At 41.9% G+C, this 15,939-nt stretch carries 17 protein-coding genes and 1 riboswitch; of the genes, 12 read left to right on the plus strand and 5 right to left on the minus strand.

Annotated features, from left to right (window positions below; genetic code table 11):
• The first annotated feature begins 41 nt into the window (after positions 1-41).
• Both N8M93_RS17925 and N8M93_RS17930 read left to right on the plus strand, forming a co-directional pair.
• Positions 42-209 carry a YfhE family protein gene (locus N8M93_RS17925; RefSeq protein ID WP_261134002.1) on the plus strand — a complete coding sequence of 56 codons (168 nt, stop codon included), beginning with the start codon at positions 42-44 and terminating at the stop codon, positions 207-209.
• Between the two features lie 277 nt (positions 210-486).
• Positions 487-2,103 (plus strand): alkaline phosphatase, encoded by a 1,617-nt coding sequence (locus N8M93_RS17930; protein WP_261134003.1) that lies wholly within the window; start codon positions 487-489, stop codon positions 2,101-2,103.
• A gap of 95 nt (positions 2,104-2,198) precedes the next feature.
• Here N8M93_RS17930 and N8M93_RS17935 read toward each other — a convergent pair whose 3' ends face one another.
• Positions 2,199-2,585, minus strand: a complete 387-nt coding sequence (locus N8M93_RS17935; RefSeq protein ID WP_261134004.1) for a YmaF family protein — start codon at positions 2,583-2,585, stop codon at positions 2,199-2,201.
• Positions 2,586-2,779: 194 nt separating this feature from the next.
• Positions 2,780-3,682, minus strand: a complete 903-nt coding sequence (locus tag N8M93_RS17940; RefSeq protein WP_261134005.1) for a DUF2935 domain-containing protein — start codon at positions 3,680-3,682, stop codon at positions 2,780-2,782.
• Positions 3,683-3,928: 246 nt separating this feature from the next.
• Between N8M93_RS17940 and N8M93_RS17945 the strand changes: the two genes are divergently transcribed.
• Positions 3,929-4,483 carry a GNAT family N-acetyltransferase gene (locus tag N8M93_RS17945; RefSeq protein WP_261134006.1) on the plus strand — a complete coding sequence of 185 codons (555 nt, stop codon included), beginning with the start codon at positions 3,929-3,931 and terminating at the stop codon, positions 4,481-4,483.
• A gap of 176 nt (positions 4,484-4,659) precedes the next feature.
• Positions 4,660-5,508 (plus strand): nucleotidyltransferase domain-containing protein, encoded by an 849-nt coding sequence (locus N8M93_RS17950; protein WP_261134007.1) that lies wholly within the window; start codon positions 4,660-4,662, stop codon positions 5,506-5,508.
• On the opposite strand, the gene N8M93_RS17955 is transcribed toward N8M93_RS17950, so the two are convergent.
• Positions 5,499-6,071, minus strand: coding sequence for a helix-turn-helix domain-containing protein (locus N8M93_RS17955; RefSeq protein WP_261134008.1), 573 nt, complete (start codon positions 6,069-6,071; stop codon positions 5,499-5,501). The genes N8M93_RS17950 and N8M93_RS17955 overlap by 10 nt on opposite strands.
• Before the next feature lie 172 nt (positions 6,072-6,243).
• Between N8M93_RS17955 and N8M93_RS17960 the strand changes: the two genes are divergently transcribed.
• Both N8M93_RS17960 and N8M93_RS17965 read left to right on the plus strand, forming a co-directional pair.
• A complete protein-coding gene (locus N8M93_RS17960; protein WP_261134009.1) occupies positions 6,244-6,924 on the plus strand; it encodes an AzlC family ABC transporter permease in 681 nt (226 codons plus the stop codon).
• Positions 6,925-7,239, plus strand: coding sequence for an AzlD domain-containing protein (locus N8M93_RS17965; protein WP_261134010.1), 315 nt, complete (start codon positions 6,925-6,927; stop codon positions 7,237-7,239).
• 66 nt (positions 7,240-7,305) lie between these two features.
• On the opposite strand, the gene N8M93_RS17970 is transcribed toward N8M93_RS17965, so the two are convergent.
• Positions 7,306-7,962, minus strand: a complete 657-nt coding sequence (locus N8M93_RS17970; protein WP_261134012.1) for a hypothetical protein — start codon at positions 7,960-7,962, stop codon at positions 7,306-7,308.
• Positions 7,963-8,180: 218 nt separating this feature from the next.
• On the opposite strand from N8M93_RS17970, the gene N8M93_RS17975 reads away from it, so the two are divergent.
• From N8M93_RS17975 to N8M93_RS17985, 4 genes are all read left to right on the plus strand, one after another.
• The gene (locus N8M93_RS17975; protein WP_261134013.1) at positions 8,181-8,723 is read left to right on the plus strand and encodes a dihydrodipicolinate synthase family protein; all 543 of its coding nucleotides are present in this window, start codon (positions 8,181-8,183) and stop codon (positions 8,721-8,723) included.
• A gap of 1 nt (position 8,724) precedes the next feature.
• Complete coding sequence (locus N8M93_RS22915; protein WP_396125680.1) at positions 8,725-9,048, plus strand: dihydrodipicolinate synthase family protein; 324 nt, start codon at positions 8,725-8,727, stop codon at positions 9,046-9,048.
• Positions 9,049-9,097: 49 nt separating this feature from the next.
• Positions 9,098-9,691, plus strand: a complete 594-nt coding sequence (locus N8M93_RS17980; protein WP_261134014.1) for a YdeI family protein — start codon at positions 9,098-9,100, stop codon at positions 9,689-9,691.
• A 242-nt stretch (positions 9,692-9,933) separates the two neighbouring features.
• Positions 9,934-11,385: an MFS transporter gene (locus tag N8M93_RS17985; protein WP_261134015.1), complete on the plus strand. Its 1,452-nt coding sequence runs from the start codon at positions 9,934-9,936 to the stop codon at positions 11,383-11,385.
• 142 nt (positions 11,386-11,527) lie between these two features.
• Here N8M93_RS17985 and N8M93_RS17990 read toward each other — a convergent pair whose 3' ends face one another.
• Positions 11,528-13,207 (minus strand): NucA/NucB deoxyribonuclease domain-containing protein, encoded by a 1,680-nt coding sequence (locus N8M93_RS17990; protein ID WP_261134016.1) that lies wholly within the window; start codon positions 13,205-13,207, stop codon positions 11,528-11,530.
• A 332-nt stretch (positions 13,208-13,539) separates the two neighbouring features.
• Positions 13,540-13,643: riboswitch (purine riboswitch) on the plus strand.
• Between the two features lie 264 nt (positions 13,644-13,907).
• Between N8M93_RS17990 and N8M93_RS17995 the strand changes: the two genes are divergently transcribed.
• Together N8M93_RS17995 and N8M93_RS18000 are read left to right on the plus strand one after the other, a co-directional pair.
• A complete protein-coding gene (locus tag N8M93_RS17995) occupies positions 13,908-14,912 on the plus strand; it encodes a spermidine synthase (protein ID WP_261134017.1) in 1,005 nt (334 codons plus the stop codon).
• 193 nt (positions 14,913-15,105) lie between these two features.
• The gene (locus N8M93_RS18000) at positions 15,106-15,711 is read left to right on the plus strand and encodes a class I SAM-dependent methyltransferase (protein ID WP_261134018.1); all 606 of its coding nucleotides are present in this window, start codon (positions 15,106-15,108) and stop codon (positions 15,709-15,711) included.
• Positions 15,712-15,939 lie beyond the last annotated feature (228 nt).

Below are 15,939 nucleotides of genomic sequence, written 5' to 3' on the forward strand. Positions count from 1 at the left end.
AGCATGCATATATTCCAATTCCAACAGAAAGGATGAGTACTTTGGGACGTAAAGCTCAGTATCAGCCTATCCGAGGAGATGGGATCCAACTATCAGATGCGCAAGAAGTCCATTATGCGAAAGACTTTAAACAAGCAGACATTGCCGGTGGTTATCGCAAACCTAAGGTAAAAGAAGCGAAACGTGAAAACCCTGATTTGAAACAATAATGATGATAGGAAGCAGCCTTTTCCAGGGCTGCTTTTTTGTGGAATGTTTTGTGACATAAGGAGTCATATGCTTAGTTGTCTAGGTTCATTTAATAGTGAAGGAAATCAGTGAAAAATGGTTTTTTCCTCCAATAGTCATGTTTTGATTGCTTGAAATTTTAGAAAAGTAATACCAAACGACTAATTCGTCTTCATTTGATAATATTTACAATAGAATGACAAATCCTTTATATTTCTTCTCTACAATTATAGTTGAATTGTAGAAGGAGGGATTATTGTGACAGATTATAAGGATTTTTCCAAGAAGCTCAGCAGGAAGAGCTTTATCAAGACAACAGGTAAAGTCGTCGGTGTAGCATTCGGGGCATCAATCCTCAACGCATTCCCGATGAAAGAGGCTGGTGCAACTTCCAATTCATTTCCATATCCATTCACGTTAGGTGTTGCATCAGGTGATCCGTTGCCAGACGGGGTTGTATTATGGACAAGATTAGCACCAGATCCATTGAATGGCGGAGGAATGCAATCCACCCCCTTCCCTGTTCAATGGGAAGTCTCGGTGGACCCAGACTTCAAAAAAGTCGTCCAGCGGGGCACAGAGGTTTCAAAACCTTCACTTGGACATTCTGTTCATGTGGAAGTGAATGGGCTGCATCCTGCTACATGGTATTATTACCGTTTCAAGGCTGGTCCTGAAATCAGTCCGGTCGGAAGGACAAAGACAGCGCCGGCATCCAGTCAACATGTCGATACGTTCACGTTCGCTTATGCTTCGTGCCAGAATTGGAAAGCAGGCTATTATACGGCATACCAACACATGGCGAAAGACGATCTCGACCTTGTGATCCATTTAGGAGATTATATTTATGAAGGACGTCACGATTCAAGTGGCGTCAGACCATTCGATAAAGATTTTCCGGAAATCTATACAATAGAAGATTACCGGAACCGATATGCGTTATATAAGCTGGACAGCGACTTACAAGCCGCCCATGCAAACTTCCCATGGCTGGTGACGCTTGATGACCACGAAATTGATAACAACTGGGCAGACGAAGTTCCCCAGGATCCTAACAAGCAATCAAGAGAGGACTTTTTAAAGCGAAGAGCAATTGCGCTCCAGGCTTACTATGAGCATATGCCGCTCCGCAGATCCTCTTTTCCGGACGGGATCGATATGCAGTTGTATCGACGCCTCTCATTTGGGAACCTGGTGGAATTCAATGTATTGGATACACGACAATACCGTGATGATCAAGCGAATGGGGACGGATGGGACAGCCCGAATGAGGAATCGATGGATCCGACCCGGACACTCCTTGGTGACGAACAGGAGCGTTGGCTTTTAGATGGACTTGCGGCTTCAAGTACAAAATGGAACGTCCTGGCCCAACAAGTCTTTTTCGCTCGCCGTGATTATGGTTTTGGGGGGGATGTTGAACATTATAGCATGGATGCATGGGATGGTTATCCAGGCGCGCGTCAACGTGTCCTTGATTTTATAAAAGACAAGTCCATAGCCAATCCGGTGGTGTTGACAGGTGATGTCCATTCAAGCTGGGCGAATGAGATCAAAGCGGATTTTGATGACCCAGAGTCTGAAAACGTAGGCGTTGAATTTGTAGGGACTTCCATTTCGTCCGGTGGTGACGGATCGGATGTACGGGGAAATACTGCGGAAATTTTGGCGGAAAACCAACATATCAAGTTTTTCAACAACCAGCGTGGTTATGTCCGTTGCACATTGACACAGGATAAATGGCAAACCGATTATCAGGTTGTCCCATATGTATCCAAACCAGGTGCCCCAGCAACAACCCGTGCTTCGTTTGTTGTAGAAGATGGGAAACCGTCCTTAAAAAAGATATACGATCATGCTAATGTTCCAGTTTAATCGTGTATTAAAGAACTAATCATTCATCATGTAAAACAAAGAGTAGGGATTGCAGGAAGAGTGTTCTTTCCGTAATCCCTATTATCTTAAAACGATTATTCGGCACTCGTCCTGCCACTATAGGAATGTTCATGGGGTGGCATTCCATCTTCCGTAGTCTCACCTTCAAACTCGTGGATATGCCCGCCACCTTGAACGGGAATAGCCGGTCCGGTGACCCCTATTATTTCATGGTGATGCCCATCATCAAAGGTTGTAACGGTATGAAACCGGTGTGTATGTGGTACGCCACTAGGGGCAGGCTCGGTTGTTCCCTCATAAGCATGACGGTGACCAACATTAAAAGATGTCACGCCTTCAAAATCGTGAACATGGACAGATCTACCATCCCAGTGTGTGATATACAAAGTATGCGAATGTTCTGATCCAGAATGATTTTCATCACTTTCGTATACAAACCCCGATACTGGTATCTTTCTCAACAGTAATTCCCCCTATTGATCAATTGCAATAATTGTATGAAACGATCAGGATAAACTTTCCTTGAAATATGAATCAATATCTTAATCATGCAGGTCACAACAAACCTGCTGCTAAATAAAAAACCTTGAATTCAACCGATTTTGGCGTAATTCAAGGTTTGATTTTGGTTCAGTGGATCTTTGGAATTTTCAAATCATCCTTTTTCCTGATTGATTTTTGTCGTTAATCGGTTTTCTAAAACATGGATCATATAGAGGAAGTGTTCTGCTTCCCGTACAACGTGATCTGCCAGCAGCGGATTGATCACATTCCTGATTTGGCACGTTTTTATCAATTCAAGCCCAGCCTTCTTAAAGTCTCGTAATTCTTCAGTTGCACTTTCGCTCTCCTGGTTCATTCTCGTAATGATCGGGTAGGTCGGTTTTTTATTATATAACATCGATTCCACATCTCTTGCTTGATTCAAGAGCACTTCAAAGTCATCTCCAAATTTTCGGGCAGTATTTACAAGATTACGTTCTGATTGATCGAGTAAAGCAGAGATGAAACGGGAGTGCTCCATCATGATCCGTAACCAGAACACATTTTCACTGATGATCGCATCCTGGACAGGATCCAGGATACCTTGATTGAACTTTTGTAATGTCCTCATAAAATACTCAGCTTCCCTGGCGATATGGTCGACCAAGAGCGGAAAGTTGAATCCAGAGATTTTACAGTTGACGATCAGGATCAGGAGATTCCTTTTGAAGTTCCGGAACCCATAGACCAGTTGTATGCTGTCTTCATTCAACTTTCTAACTGCCTGAACAGATGTATGTGCTTGAAGTGCCCGTTTCTCTAGTTGCTCGAAATATTGGAAAAATCGATCTGTTTGCTGAATCAAGTTCTTATCGTTCCGATTGAAACCTTCTCCTAAGAATAAGGCATGTTCCTTCATAATACGGAGCCAAAACCGATTTTCGGCTAATGATCTTTCGATGAATGTCCTTTCCGTTATCGCTTCAGGTTGTGCTGCTTGCTTTTCAGGTGGGATCAACATAGGGTTGTTAGGATCCAAATAAAAGTGCCCTGGTGTTGGTTGATTATTACCCATCATCATTCCTCCCCTCAAAAAAGAATCGCTATTGTAATTTTAGTTATGACGATATTATTTTAGAACGATTTAGTATAATCAAAGAACTTTAAAAAAAGATTCAGAAGGGAATCGAACGTTTATACAGAAGATATACATCGTTCCAAATTTTATGAAAGGGTGTGGTGCTCATGGTACGTCGTAATGATTCTATCTCTCGTTCCTATAGACCAGCTAAAAAACAATTCAAAGGATGGGATCACACCTATGATCACTGGATTAATAGTAGAATTGCGACCTGTGTCGCTGGAAGATTTCAAAAGAACATATGAATGGCGGAATGATGAAGAAACCGCAAAATTGGAAGCAGGCAGCGGATTCTTTCGCCATAGTCATGTCCCAATTGAAAAAATCGAAGACGATTATGAGAAAGCGATCAAGAAATTGGATAAACGTGAGGGTGGAGAATTCTCCATATATACACTTGAAGACAATCCGAAGCATATTGGATTGATCGGGTATCGGGATCTGAATATTGTTTCAAGACGTTGTACGGTAGGGATTGGAATAGGAGCCAAAGAATACTGGGGTAAAGGTTATGGAACAGATGCTATGAAAACGCTTATTCATTATTTGTTTCAAACAATGAATTTGAACCGTGTGCAGCTCGATACCTGGAGTGGAAATGCACAAGCAATACGATCTTATGAAAAATGCGGTTTTGTAACGGAAGGACGGCTGAGGAAGGATGCCTTCATCGATGGAAACTATTATGATACCATCGTGATGGGATTGTTGAAAGAAGAATTCCAATATGAGTAACACTACCCTAACCTTGATAGACCTGAGCGGCGATCATCAACGCCACTCAGGTTTTGCGTGTTTAAATGCCCTCTGGTTATGCAGGTGGTTGCAAGTCTAATTAATCACTAGAAATAGTGAATAAGTGATTTATATCCTGTCTCTTATCACTACTAAAATGAAAGTGTGATCATCAAATGGATGAGAAAAAAATTATAGACCAGGTCGTTCAATATGTAAAAAAGGTGAGGGGAGTACAAGCCATCGTATTAGGTGGATCTAGAGCTAAAGGTACCCATACACGTACATCTGATATTGATATAGGAATTTACTATAGTGATGAAAAAGAGTTGGATCTCGATACCTTAGAAAAAATAGCGATGGAATTAGATGATTTGAACAGGGGAAAGTTGGTTACCTCAATCGGAGAGTGGGGGCCGTGGATCAATGGTGGTGGATGGCTTAAGATAAATGGCCTCCCTGTCGATTTCTTGTATCGAGATCTTTCCAAAGTATCTGCTGTTATGGAGGGATGCAGGGATGGAAACATATCCTTGCATTATCAACCTGGCCATCCATTTGGGTTTTTGAATTACATATACTTAGGGGAAATAGCGATTTGCCAACCATTCTGGGATCCATACAATGAAATTAATAAGTTGAAAGCCTTAACCCACAACTATCCACCAAGGTTGAAGAATTCGATTGTAACCAAATTCTTTTGGGAAGCTAGATTTTCCCTTGAAAATGCGAAGAAAGGAACCCCACTAAATGACTCTTCATACATATCTGGGTGTATGTTTCGGAGTGTTTCTTGTTTGACTCAAGTCTTATTTGCCTTAAACGAGTGTTTTTATATAAACGAAAAGGGCGCTGTTAAAGCTGCAAACCAATTCCCCTATATACCTGATCGGTTTGAAAGACGAATAAACAAAATCTTCACCTCATTATCTACAGATGAAGGAATTTCAAATTCATTTCAAATACTGGACGAAATCATCCATGAAGTTGAAAAGCTAATACAAAACTCCGGATTTTATAAATGATTATAAGAAATGACAAAGTGCAAGGTGGTCAGGGAGTCGGTCGGGTTGATATATTTATGGGTCCGATTTCCAGCAAACCGGATTGAATCGTGTTCTCTCAGGTGATAGGCTTCTCCATCCATTTCCATGATCAATTCACCTGTCATGACCGTTACATATTCCATCACACCAGACGGATGCGCTTCTGAGAGATATGCACTGTCCGGTTTGAGGTATCCCCGATAAAGTTCCATTGAACTTCGAGATTGAAATAATGGTTCTGCAACCAAAACTTCATCAGAGCTGGCTAGCTGCAATCCCTTTTCCTTCCGAGCAACCGAGACATCCGAATCGACCGACAAGAGTGTGCTGACAGGTACATTCAAACCATTCGCAATCTTCCAGATGACAGACAGCGTCGGGTTACCTTCTCCATTTTCGATCTTGATCAAGGTCAATTTACTTACGCCGATCTGTTTCGCTAACCCCTCAATACTGATTCCTTTATTCTTACGGAATTGCCTTAGGTTCGTCCCGATCTGTTTTCCTGCATCCCCATCATCCCATGAACTATTTGAGTTCATCTCAACATCCTCCTGGCTTTGATTAATTCTCTTTATGTATATTTTAATAAACTATAAGTATATTTTAATTTACATACCGAAAAATTAAAGTATATTAATTGGTATATTATAATATATCATTTTCCATTATAGCATACTTTAACGTCTACTAAACATGGAGGTGGAGTTCGAGATGGAGGATAAAAGAAGAACGATCAAAACGGCTTTTCTGGAATCGTCACCTTTAGCCATTGCAATAGGGGCTTACGGTTTATCCTATGGTGTGCTTGCCACTCAAGCCCACTTCAGCATATTTGCTACTGTGGCGATGTCTTTGTTGGTGTTTTCGGGATCAGTGCAGATGGTTGCAGTTGCTATGATCGCGACTGGAGCAAGTATGGTCAGTGTACTTTCCACCTCATTATTGTTGAATTTACGTAATTTGTTATACGGTGCTGCGCTTGCAGAAGGTCTTGCACCTTCAAAGAAATGGCGTTGGCTTTTGTCTTTCGGGGTATCGGATGAACCATTTGTGTTAGGCAGTTCAAGATTCAATCGATACGGACCTGATCCGATTTACTTCGGCGTTGTAGCTCTGAGTTTCTATATCGCCTGGTTTTTCTCGTCGCTGATCGGTGCAATGATCGGTAATCAAGTAGATCCGCAAAAATGGGGATTAGACCTGGCGTTTCCAGTCACATTTGTTGCGCTTCTTATCCCAAGCCTAAAAGGAAAGCCTGTAATCGGTACAGCCCTGGCTGCCGTGGTGATTGCTATCAGTCTTGAGTCTTTCATGCCAGGAAATCAATTGACGATCATCATAACCGGAGTCCTTGCACCACTTGTAGGTCTTTATTTAAAGGGGAGGATCTGAATGTTCAACCACTGGTTGCTGATCAGTTTCTTATCGGTCACTACGTATATTTCTCGCATCATCGGCGTTGAGTTCATGGCAGGGCGGGAGATGAGTCCGACCTTACGACTTTATTTCAACTATGTACCCGTAGGCATTCTAACTGCATTGATCATCAAACAAATCTTTACACCAGTGGATGGACAACTCGTCATTTCACTCCCAGTACTGCTCGGCTGTTTTTTCAGTGCAACTGGCATGAAACTCTTCAAAAATTTTCTCCCTGCAGTTGTCCTGGGCGTCATCGGCGGATTGTTGACCCGTTATCTCATTTGAACGATGTTGGTATAAGAAAAAACGACCGGATGACCCGATCGTTTTTTGGAATGATACAACATCTCCTTACTCCATTTGAGGAATGAAGGATCCTTCAAAGCGAGTTAAGCTCCTCAAAGTATCCGTGCCTGCAGCTGTATTGCCATTGATATTTCCAATTCTGCCGGAACTTGCGACTACATCTACAACATCACCGGCTTGTAACTGTTGGATAACTGATACAGTCACAGCGCCTTCTACACCAGGTACCCATACAAAGTTAGAAGCTATAACTGTACCATTGACTCGTATACCTATTCTTAAAAAATATTCCTGGCCGACACTTGGAGTCGTCGGAAAAAATTCAATTCCCGCAAACAAAGAATATATTCCAGTTTGTTGCGGGATGAAGTTCCCTGTGGCAGTATCATATTCTTCAAGCAGATCGAATTGTTCCGATGTATAGAATACCTTGGTCAGTTGAGATGATAAAGGTTGTGGACCAGTTCGAAACGCGGCAAAAGCTGAAGGGGGATCCACGAGTGCAGCGGTTGGCAACTCTTGGTTTGTTTGGTTCAGTTGATTAGATTGATTCATTTGATTGGTTTGATTGAGTTGATTAGTTTGATTGAGTTGATTAGGTTGTATCGCAGATCCGTTCATCTTTCGTGTCCCTGCTGGCCCCTGAAGTGCTCTTGGTGCGCTTAATGGGGTCACAAAGGAACGATTTCTTCTATTAGCCATAATCTTCTCCTTTTTTATTCTGATTTTTCAATTGCTAGATTGGTTCTCTCTCCTAGCTAATCTATTATATGGACAAGTACTTTTAATAGAAACGGTATTCGCCCGGGATAAACAAAATAATAGATTGGTTCCGAAGAAGCAGGAATGTTGAATAAGGAAGCAAATATATACTAAAGGGGTTCATGTCCGGAAAAACCATTAAAGGAGGGTATATGAAAATGAAAATAGAAGGAGTATGGTTACCAATAATCACCCCTTTCAAGGATGGAGAGATCGACCTTCAATCATACGTCGAATTGATTGATCACTATATCAATCAGGGGATTACAGGGATCATGCCATTAGCAACTACAGGTGAAAGTCCTACAATCGACGAAGATGAATACGAAAGAGTACTTGATAAAACCGTTGAAACTGTCAATGGACGGATCCCGATCTTTGTTGGCCATGGCGGCAATCATACTAAAAAGGTTATCAAACAATTAAAATTGATAGAAAAATATAAAGTGGATGGAATCTTATCCGTGTCACCTTATTATAACCGGCCGAGCCAGGACGGAATATACGAGCATTTCTTGCGGCTTTCTGAAGCAACAAGCTTGAAAATCATGATTTATAATGTTCCTTATCGAACAGGAACCAATATTGAAAATGAAACGGTCTACAAATTAGCAGAAAGTGAAAACATCATTGGGATTAAAGATTCCAGTGGAAACATAAGCCAATCATTGGAATTACTCATGGATCCAGCAAAAGATTAATCTGACAGGAGAAGACGCTTCTTTTTATCATCACCTCACATTAGGGGGTTCGGGAGGCATTCTAGCATCTTCCCATTTAGCGACGAAAGACTTTCTGGATATCTTCCTGAATGTTAGAGAAAATGATCACCTTGAAGCGTTACAAATTTGGAAAAGGATTTATCCGATCACAACTCTTTTATTTCAGGAAACGAACCCAGCACCGTTGAAATACTGTCTTTATAAAAAAGGACTCATTCGTTCACCAGAAACAAGGTTGCCAGTTACAGGTATTTCAAAAGAGTTGGAAAAAAAGCTAGATGCATTGCTCTTGAATGAATTTTGATAGTGACAAGGGTCCAGCTGATCGAAAAATTGAAGAGAGGTGTGTTTTGATGACGAATAGTAGGAAGAATCGTAAGGTTGATGGATTTTTAAAGAAAACAAAAAAGTGGAAAGAAGAATTTGAGACCTTGAGAGAGATCGTTCTTGACTGTGAGCTGGACGAAGATTTCAAGTGGATGCATCCTTGTTACACATTTGAGGGAAAAAACATTGTTTTAATACACGGATTTAAAGACTATTGTGCACTTCTCTTTCACAAAGGGGCATTGTTGAAGGATCCTCAGGGGATTCTAGTCCAGCAAACGGAGAATGTACAGGCTGCCCGCCAGATCCGGTTCACCAATGTCCAAGAGATCGTTGAAATGGAAACGGTTTTGAAAGATTATATTCATGAAGCCATTGAAGTCGAAAAAGCAGGTTTGGAAGTAGAATTTAAAAAGCATACAGAATACACCATTCCTGAAGAATTGCAAAATAAATTCGATGAAATCCCTGATTTGAAAACTGCTTTTGAAGGATTGACTCCGGGACGACAAAGGGCATACATCCTTTACTTTTCGAAAGCCAAACAATCCAAAACCCGAGAGTCAAGGGTTGAAAAATACATGCAGCACATTCTCGATGGAAAGGGATTGAATGATTAGTATTTTGGATGAGAAAATTAATTAATCAAATGCGGATCACCTACTTAAAGGGAGCGAATTTCGCAAACAACAATAAAGTAATTTTCGAAAATGCTTAAAGGTAGTCACTTTAGGCATTTTAGTTTTATTAATACATAATTCAGTAAAAAGTCGTAGATAAAAGCATTCAAAAGATTGATTCCATTCTTGTTATTAACATCTATTCTGGAAGGGAGATATGTAAAAAGAAGGTGAACTTGCTGATGGGAAATCAGAAACCAGAACTGCACGGTGATGCTCAAACTTACATAGGCCCTTCTGCTAAAAGATGGTTAGCACTTGCGGTCGTTTGTACAGCAACATTCATGACTATGCTTGATGCATTTATCGTGAATGTAGCTGTACCATCCATTCAAGACGATTTAAATGCTACCGCGGCAGAAATTCAGTTCATCATTGTCGGTTATGTCATAGCTTATGGGGTTTTACTGATCACGGGTGGGAGACTGGGAGACATTTTCGGTGTGAAGATGTTGTTTTTAGGAGGGATGGCCGGCTTTACGTTAACCTCATTGTTATGTGGCATAGCACCTGATGCAATGATTCTGATCATCAGTCGTATTCTTCAAGGAATCTCAGCCGCTCTGATGGTTCCTCAGGTCATATCGTATATCCATGCCACATTCCATGACCATGAGCGGAACATTGCTTTGTCCATTTATGGGGCTGTGATCGGGGTAGCGACGATTGTCGGTCAAATCGCAGGAGGGTTACTGTTGAAGCTCGATCTTTTCGGGCTAGGGTGGAGAGCTATTTTTTTGATCAATATCCCAATCGGAATAATGGCGTTACTAGCAGCTGGTCAGATGATCCAGATCAAGGTTGTCCCAAAACGAGAACGATTGGATCTTCTTGGTGTGCTTTTATTAAGCCTTGGGCTCTCTTTATTTATTTTTCCTGTAGTGATGGGGCATGAACTAGGATGGCCTATCTGGATGCTGATTTGTTTGGCAGGGGCGCTCTTATTTATTTTTGTATTCGTATATCATGAACAACAACTGAATATGCGTGGAGGTATGCCGCTTGTCAATCCTCAATTATTCAAGGATCGAGCTTTTACAACTGGCCTTATGATCATTTTTGCTTTTTTCTCCGGCAATGCGGCAACCTTTTTCATAATGTCTTTTCACCTTCAACAGAAATTAGCCTTCACACCCCTGGAGGCTGCCTTTACTTATACACCTTTGGGCGTTGGTTTTCTTTTTGGCTCCATGATTGTACCGAAAATCATTCAACGTTTTGGCAGCCGGGTGCTTCTATTTGGGGCGGGGTTAATGATTTTTGGCGTTGGAATAATGATAGGGACATTTTATTACATACCGATAAATTTGAAATGGCTAGATCTCATTCCTGCCACATTTGTATCAGGTATTGGTCAAGGATTGGTAGCAACCCCCTTGATTCAGATGATCCTTTCCCAAATTAACCGTAAGGACACAGGGACAGCATCTGGTATGTTGAGTACGGTGACCGTCGTTGCTCAAGGTGCAGGGGTCAGTCTTATCGGAACGCTCTACTTCACTTTGATCAAGTCCGACTCCTTACTGATCACGTCGAACCACTCGTTTATTATTTCTCTATTTTGTATCCTCTTCCTTGCTATAGCAACCGGGTATTTACTATGGCTTTTGCAAAGAAATAAAACTATACGTTAAACCAAACAAAAAGAGCTTGAATTCGAAACTCAAGCTCTCCTTGTTTCACTTAAAGAACTTTCTTCAGGAGCAGTGCAACTAAGGCTAGGCCTGCTCTAAGGTTTAGCTTTACCAAGTTTACTTTAATGGATAACGCAATACTTTAAGGAATGGCATAGACCTCGACTGTAAAGCTTTCTCCTCCAGTGTTTTCGGGTCTGGCGATGTAGAAATCTTCACTTGTTTCGATTGCTGATTCGGATCCATCTGTAAGGTCGTAGAAGATGGTTTCATCGACGCCGAAGCTGATGTCTTTCATCACATCGAATTTGGCATTCTTAGGACCGTCGACGATCTTCCACTGTAACTTGTTTGCGTATGATGGGATGTTATCGATCGTGAAGTTATCACTTGATCGGTTATCCTGTCCGTCCTGAGGCTGTCCTTCGGATCGGATCGTCGCTATTTTTTCTGGTGCTTCGACCTCTACGTGGAACTCATCTCCATCGAGGATCCGGTCATAGGCGTACCAGGCACCGAGCCATGTTCCTGCAGCTTGATTGGAATCGGCGGAAATCATTCTCACCGAAAAATCATCAGTGCCGTTCGTGTAGGAACCTTCCCTTGTGGAAGCAAACGGATATTCGTCACATTGTTTACCTTCCCGGTCTTCATCACCGAATTCCCGGTCACACACCCTTCTTGTCTTATTCCGATTACGGTTGTAGTCGTCTTGATGACGTTTCGTATACATCCGTGTCAGCGTACTTTCCCCGACAGCGCCAGGTATCTGTTTTCCTGCTATTTGCGGTTTCGTCTGTCCTGGATGATCCATTGCAAATTTCCAATGTTCACCTGCTTCATCTAACATTTCAAATTCTGGTTTCGTGATAGGTACATTGAAAATCGGTGTCGCTTTGCTGAATACGGCTCCTTGCCTGAAGTATTGATCTGGAAATGCGAACATATAGTTTGCAGAGTCAGTTCGGACGGTCTGTTTGATTCCATCAATGGTCTTTTTGAATTTTCTTGGTGCATGGGTAAGGGTGAGTTCTGGCCAGAAATCCATGTATCCGAGTCGGTCAGGATTGGCATCTGTTGCTGGAGGTGCTTCCGAGGTGAATATTTCCGTGCTGAAGTTGCTATTTTTCCATTGGGCAATCGTTCGTTCTGTTGCCGGGTAGTCAGGATCTTCTCTACAATCCCCAGGATTCAGTTTCGATTCACATACCATATCGATTTTCAGCTTGGCTCCGTTCAGTGAAGGATGCGTTACGATGATGTCGTCAAGCGAGTAGAAGACCCTTGTATTCCTGCTTTGATTGGAACCGTATCCAATCTCGGTGAATTGGAATTGGACACCTTCGTATAAACAGATTCCACCAATGCATTTTACAGGAACTTGATAGGTCGCTACATGGGACCAACAGAAAGAATAGCGGTTTTTGATGTATCCGGTTTGAGAACCGCTGTCTGGACTTCGCCGGCATTCATCTACGGTCTGGATATGATCATAGTCGAATTCCGGAGGTGTCCATCCGACAGCAGTCTTGATCGGAGGGGACAAGTTTGCTCGGTAGGTCGTTTCACTTTGTTGCTCTGCTTTCTTCAGTTTGTCTAACGTCTGGAAGCCATCTTCTTGTTGGATCTGATTCTGCCTGATTCCGAGATCCCTTATGGATTTTCCTTCCTCCATGAGTTTCGTTGCTTTTTCGATATTGGCATCCGGGAGCCAGTAGCCTCCACCGTCAGAACTCGCTTGTGTTTGTGTAGGGGCAATGATTCCAATGGCCAAAAACACGATAAGGAGGGTTGAAGAGAATTGCTTTTGTAACCTGGACATCATGGATTCCTCCTGAATTGAATGATGACAGCTGTTTTACCACCAATGAACTAGTCCACTTTTAAATGGTGTGATTTAAATCGCTGTCAGGGTACTATATGGAAAATCATTTGACAATAGTCTCCAAGCTAAATCATTCTATCAACCTACATTTTCTTGTAAATTCTGAATTAAATAGGAAGAAGGGGTGCGATTCCTTGTGCCCGAGACTTTAGCATCGTTGAAGGGACGATAGACCTGTTTTCTGATAAACACGAACATTGATGCGAATTTTTGGATTAAAGTTCAGGTTTTTCGTTGATTATTGATTGTGAGTTTGCTATATTTGCATAGAAATCTTATATGGCATTTCTCGTATATGCTCGGTGATATGGTCCGAGTGTTTCTACCAGGTTCCCAACGCAAGAACCGGACTACGAGTTGAAGTATCAGGCTGTGGCGTATTTTTTGCAATGCTTTTTTCGTGATAGCCTGTGAGTTTGATCCATACTTTGACTTGATTGGTCTAGAAGGTAGAATTCTACTTTTCTGGAATATATTGCAACACTTTCAAAAAAATAATACTAAACGATTTGATTGAACTCAGGGCATATATTTGCCCTGGGTTTTTTAATGCTTAACGGGATCGGAATTGTAAAAGACGATCGCCTATCTCATTTCCAACCAGGAATACATATGATGATCATATACAAGCAAGGAGGTGAAGATAACGATTGATATAAATCAACTATATTGGATTTCCATAGGTGCAGGTCTTGTACTTTTCGTTGAAGCCCTCGGCTGGCTCTATTGGCGTTATTTGGGTGCTGGATCAATCCGAGATTATGTTTCAGAAGATGAGGAGCCGGACGGGGATTATCGCATTATCCGTAAGATCAATTCGCCTTTCCAGAAAATCGCCCTGGTTGAGAGTGAAGGACAAGTTCTGTTCTACGGAAACGGAGATTTGATGTTTGGCACAATAGAGGATGAAGAAATCTACGCAGAGGCACTCATACACGTTCCTATGGCGTTAGCCGGAAAAAGAAAGCGAATCCTCATCATCGGCGGCGGTGGCGGGATCACGACAAGAGAGGTGTTGCGCTATCCGGATGTGAAGGAGATTACGACAGTTGACGCAGATGAAATGATGATGGACTTTGGTAAGAATTATGATGCCCTTGTCAAATTCAATGAAGGGGCTTTGAACGACCCTAAAGTGAAAACAGTTATAGAAGATGGGAGAGCATTCGTGGAGAGTACCCCTGAAAAGTGGGATGCGATCTTCATAGATATTCCTGAGCCGAGTGAAAAATGTCCGTCACTCCGTCGCCTTTTTAGTTTAGAATTCTTCAAGATTCTTAAAGAACGGCTTGAGCCAGACGGAGTGATAAACGTTTCCTGTCCTTCATTAGCCAACATACCGGAGTATTTATGGTCTGTTCAAGCAACTTTGATAGCGGCAGGATTTCATGTATTGCCCTATCATTTCGATGTCATAGTGGAGTATGAAGAAGATTATGGATTCTGCATGGCGACGAACAGGCAGGTCATGGCCGATGAAATCTCCATTCCTATTCCTACACGTTTCTTATCCCCGGAGAGGCTTCAAGATATGGTCCACATTCCCTATAACTATGCCAAGTGGTCTTCAAATAACAAAATTCAAACAGATAACAACATGGTTCTTGCCGAGATTGTTGATGAAGCCTTTAATGACGATTGAGGTATTCATGAATTTAATTTACATTACAAAGGGCAACCCCGACTTTACACAAGTTCATTGCTGAGGTTACTCTTTTACCGGAATGAGTTGAAAAAAGAGTGTATATCTACGCTTTAAGACCGATAAAACCGGATACCCGCCTATGGTATGATAACTTTGATATGGTAGTCGTATGGAATAGGAGGGTGCAAAAATGGGTTTGCTGAAGCGTTTTGCTTTGCAATTTCGAATGCCGCATGGAGTTCTTGGGCGGTTTGCGGGTTTCCTGATGGCTAAAGGCGGGGAGAAGAGCAGGTGGACGGTATCGCTTTTGAATCCTGCGCGTGACGATCATGCTTTGGAGGTAGGATTCGGGCCTGGTGTCGGGATCGAGGCGTTGGCCGACACAGTTGATAAAGGTTATATTGCCGGGATTGATATCTCTGAAGTGATGCTGAAGCAGGCAAGTGATAGAAACCGGGAAGCCATTTCGAAAGGTCTCGTGGATCTACGGCTGGCTGATGTTTCATCTCCGCCACCATTTGATACGAAGTTTTCTCACATCATGAGTGTGAATAACATCATCTTTTGGGAGGAACCAGTCCTTGCGCTGAAAAAGCTAAGGGAATTAATGAAACCGAACGGAAAGATCGTAATCACGATGCAGCCGTTGATGAAGGGCGCCAATGACGAAACCGTGAAGGAAGTCGCCAGGGATATCGAGGGTTATTTGACAGAATCAGGTTTTTCAGAAATCGAGTTCCATTATAAAAAGATGAGACCTGTAAACTGTGTCTGTGTGATTGCTGTTAATTCATAATAAGATAAATACCGAGTAGCTTGTCATCCATCAGAATGTTCCCGATTGGAGAAAAGCCCTCGGTATATTTTACATATAAAAAGTATAAGGTTAGCTTCGTCTGAACTGTATCCCGAATAATGGACACTTATAAAAAAGTCCACTATTCGGGATTTTTTGTGTTAATTCAATCAGAAAACCCGTTATAATCAAAACAAATGGAGAGAACGGGGAATTAATTATGAATAA

Source organism: Bacillus sp. Marseille-Q3570, from assembly GCF_946151055.1.
In the GTDB taxonomy this organism is placed as follows: domain Bacteria; phylum Bacillota; class Bacilli; order Bacillales; family Fictibacillaceae; genus Pseudalkalibacillus.

Coding starts and splice junctions, on each gene's coding strand:
- N8M93_RS17955 (WP_261134008.1), bottom strand. CDS start 6,071: ATGAACTCAAATAGTTCATGGGATGATGGGGATGCAGGAAAACAGATC.
- N8M93_RS17960 (WP_261134009.1), top strand. CDS start 6,244: ATGGAGGATAAAAGAAGAACGATCAAAACGGCTTTTCTGGAATCGTCA.
- N8M93_RS17970 (WP_261134012.1), bottom strand. CDS start 7,962: ATGGCTAATAGAAGAAATCGTTCCTTTGTGACCCCATTAAGCGCACCA.
- N8M93_RS17945 (WP_261134006.1), top strand. CDS start 3,929: ATGATCACTGGATTAATAGTAGAATTGCGACCTGTGTCGCTGGAAGAT.
- N8M93_RS17980 (WP_261134014.1), top strand. CDS start 9,098: ATGACGAATAGTAGGAAGAATCGTAAGGTTGATGGATTTTTAAAGAAA.
- N8M93_RS17950 (WP_261134007.1), top strand. CDS start 4,660: ATGGATGAGAAAAAAATTATAGACCAGGTCGTTCAATATGTAAAAAAG.
- N8M93_RS17940 (WP_261134005.1), bottom strand. CDS start 3,682: ATGGGTAATAATCAACCAACACCAGGGCACTTTTATTTGGATCCTAAC.
- N8M93_RS18000 (WP_261134018.1), top strand. CDS start 15,106: ATGGGTTTGCTGAAGCGTTTTGCTTTGCAATTTCGAATGCCGCATGGA.
- N8M93_RS17985 (WP_261134015.1), top strand. CDS start 9,934: ATGGGAAATCAGAAACCAGAACTGCACGGTGATGCTCAAACTTACATA.
- N8M93_RS17990 (WP_261134016.1), bottom strand. CDS start 13,207: ATGTCCAGGTTACAAAAGCAATTCTCTTCAACCCTCCTTATCGTGTTT.
- N8M93_RS17965 (WP_261134010.1), top strand. CDS start 6,925: ATGTTCAACCACTGGTTGCTGATCAGTTTCTTATCGGTCACTACGTAT.
- N8M93_RS17975 (WP_261134013.1), top strand. CDS start 8,181: ATGAAAATAGAAGGAGTATGGTTACCAATAATCACCCCTTTCAAGGAT.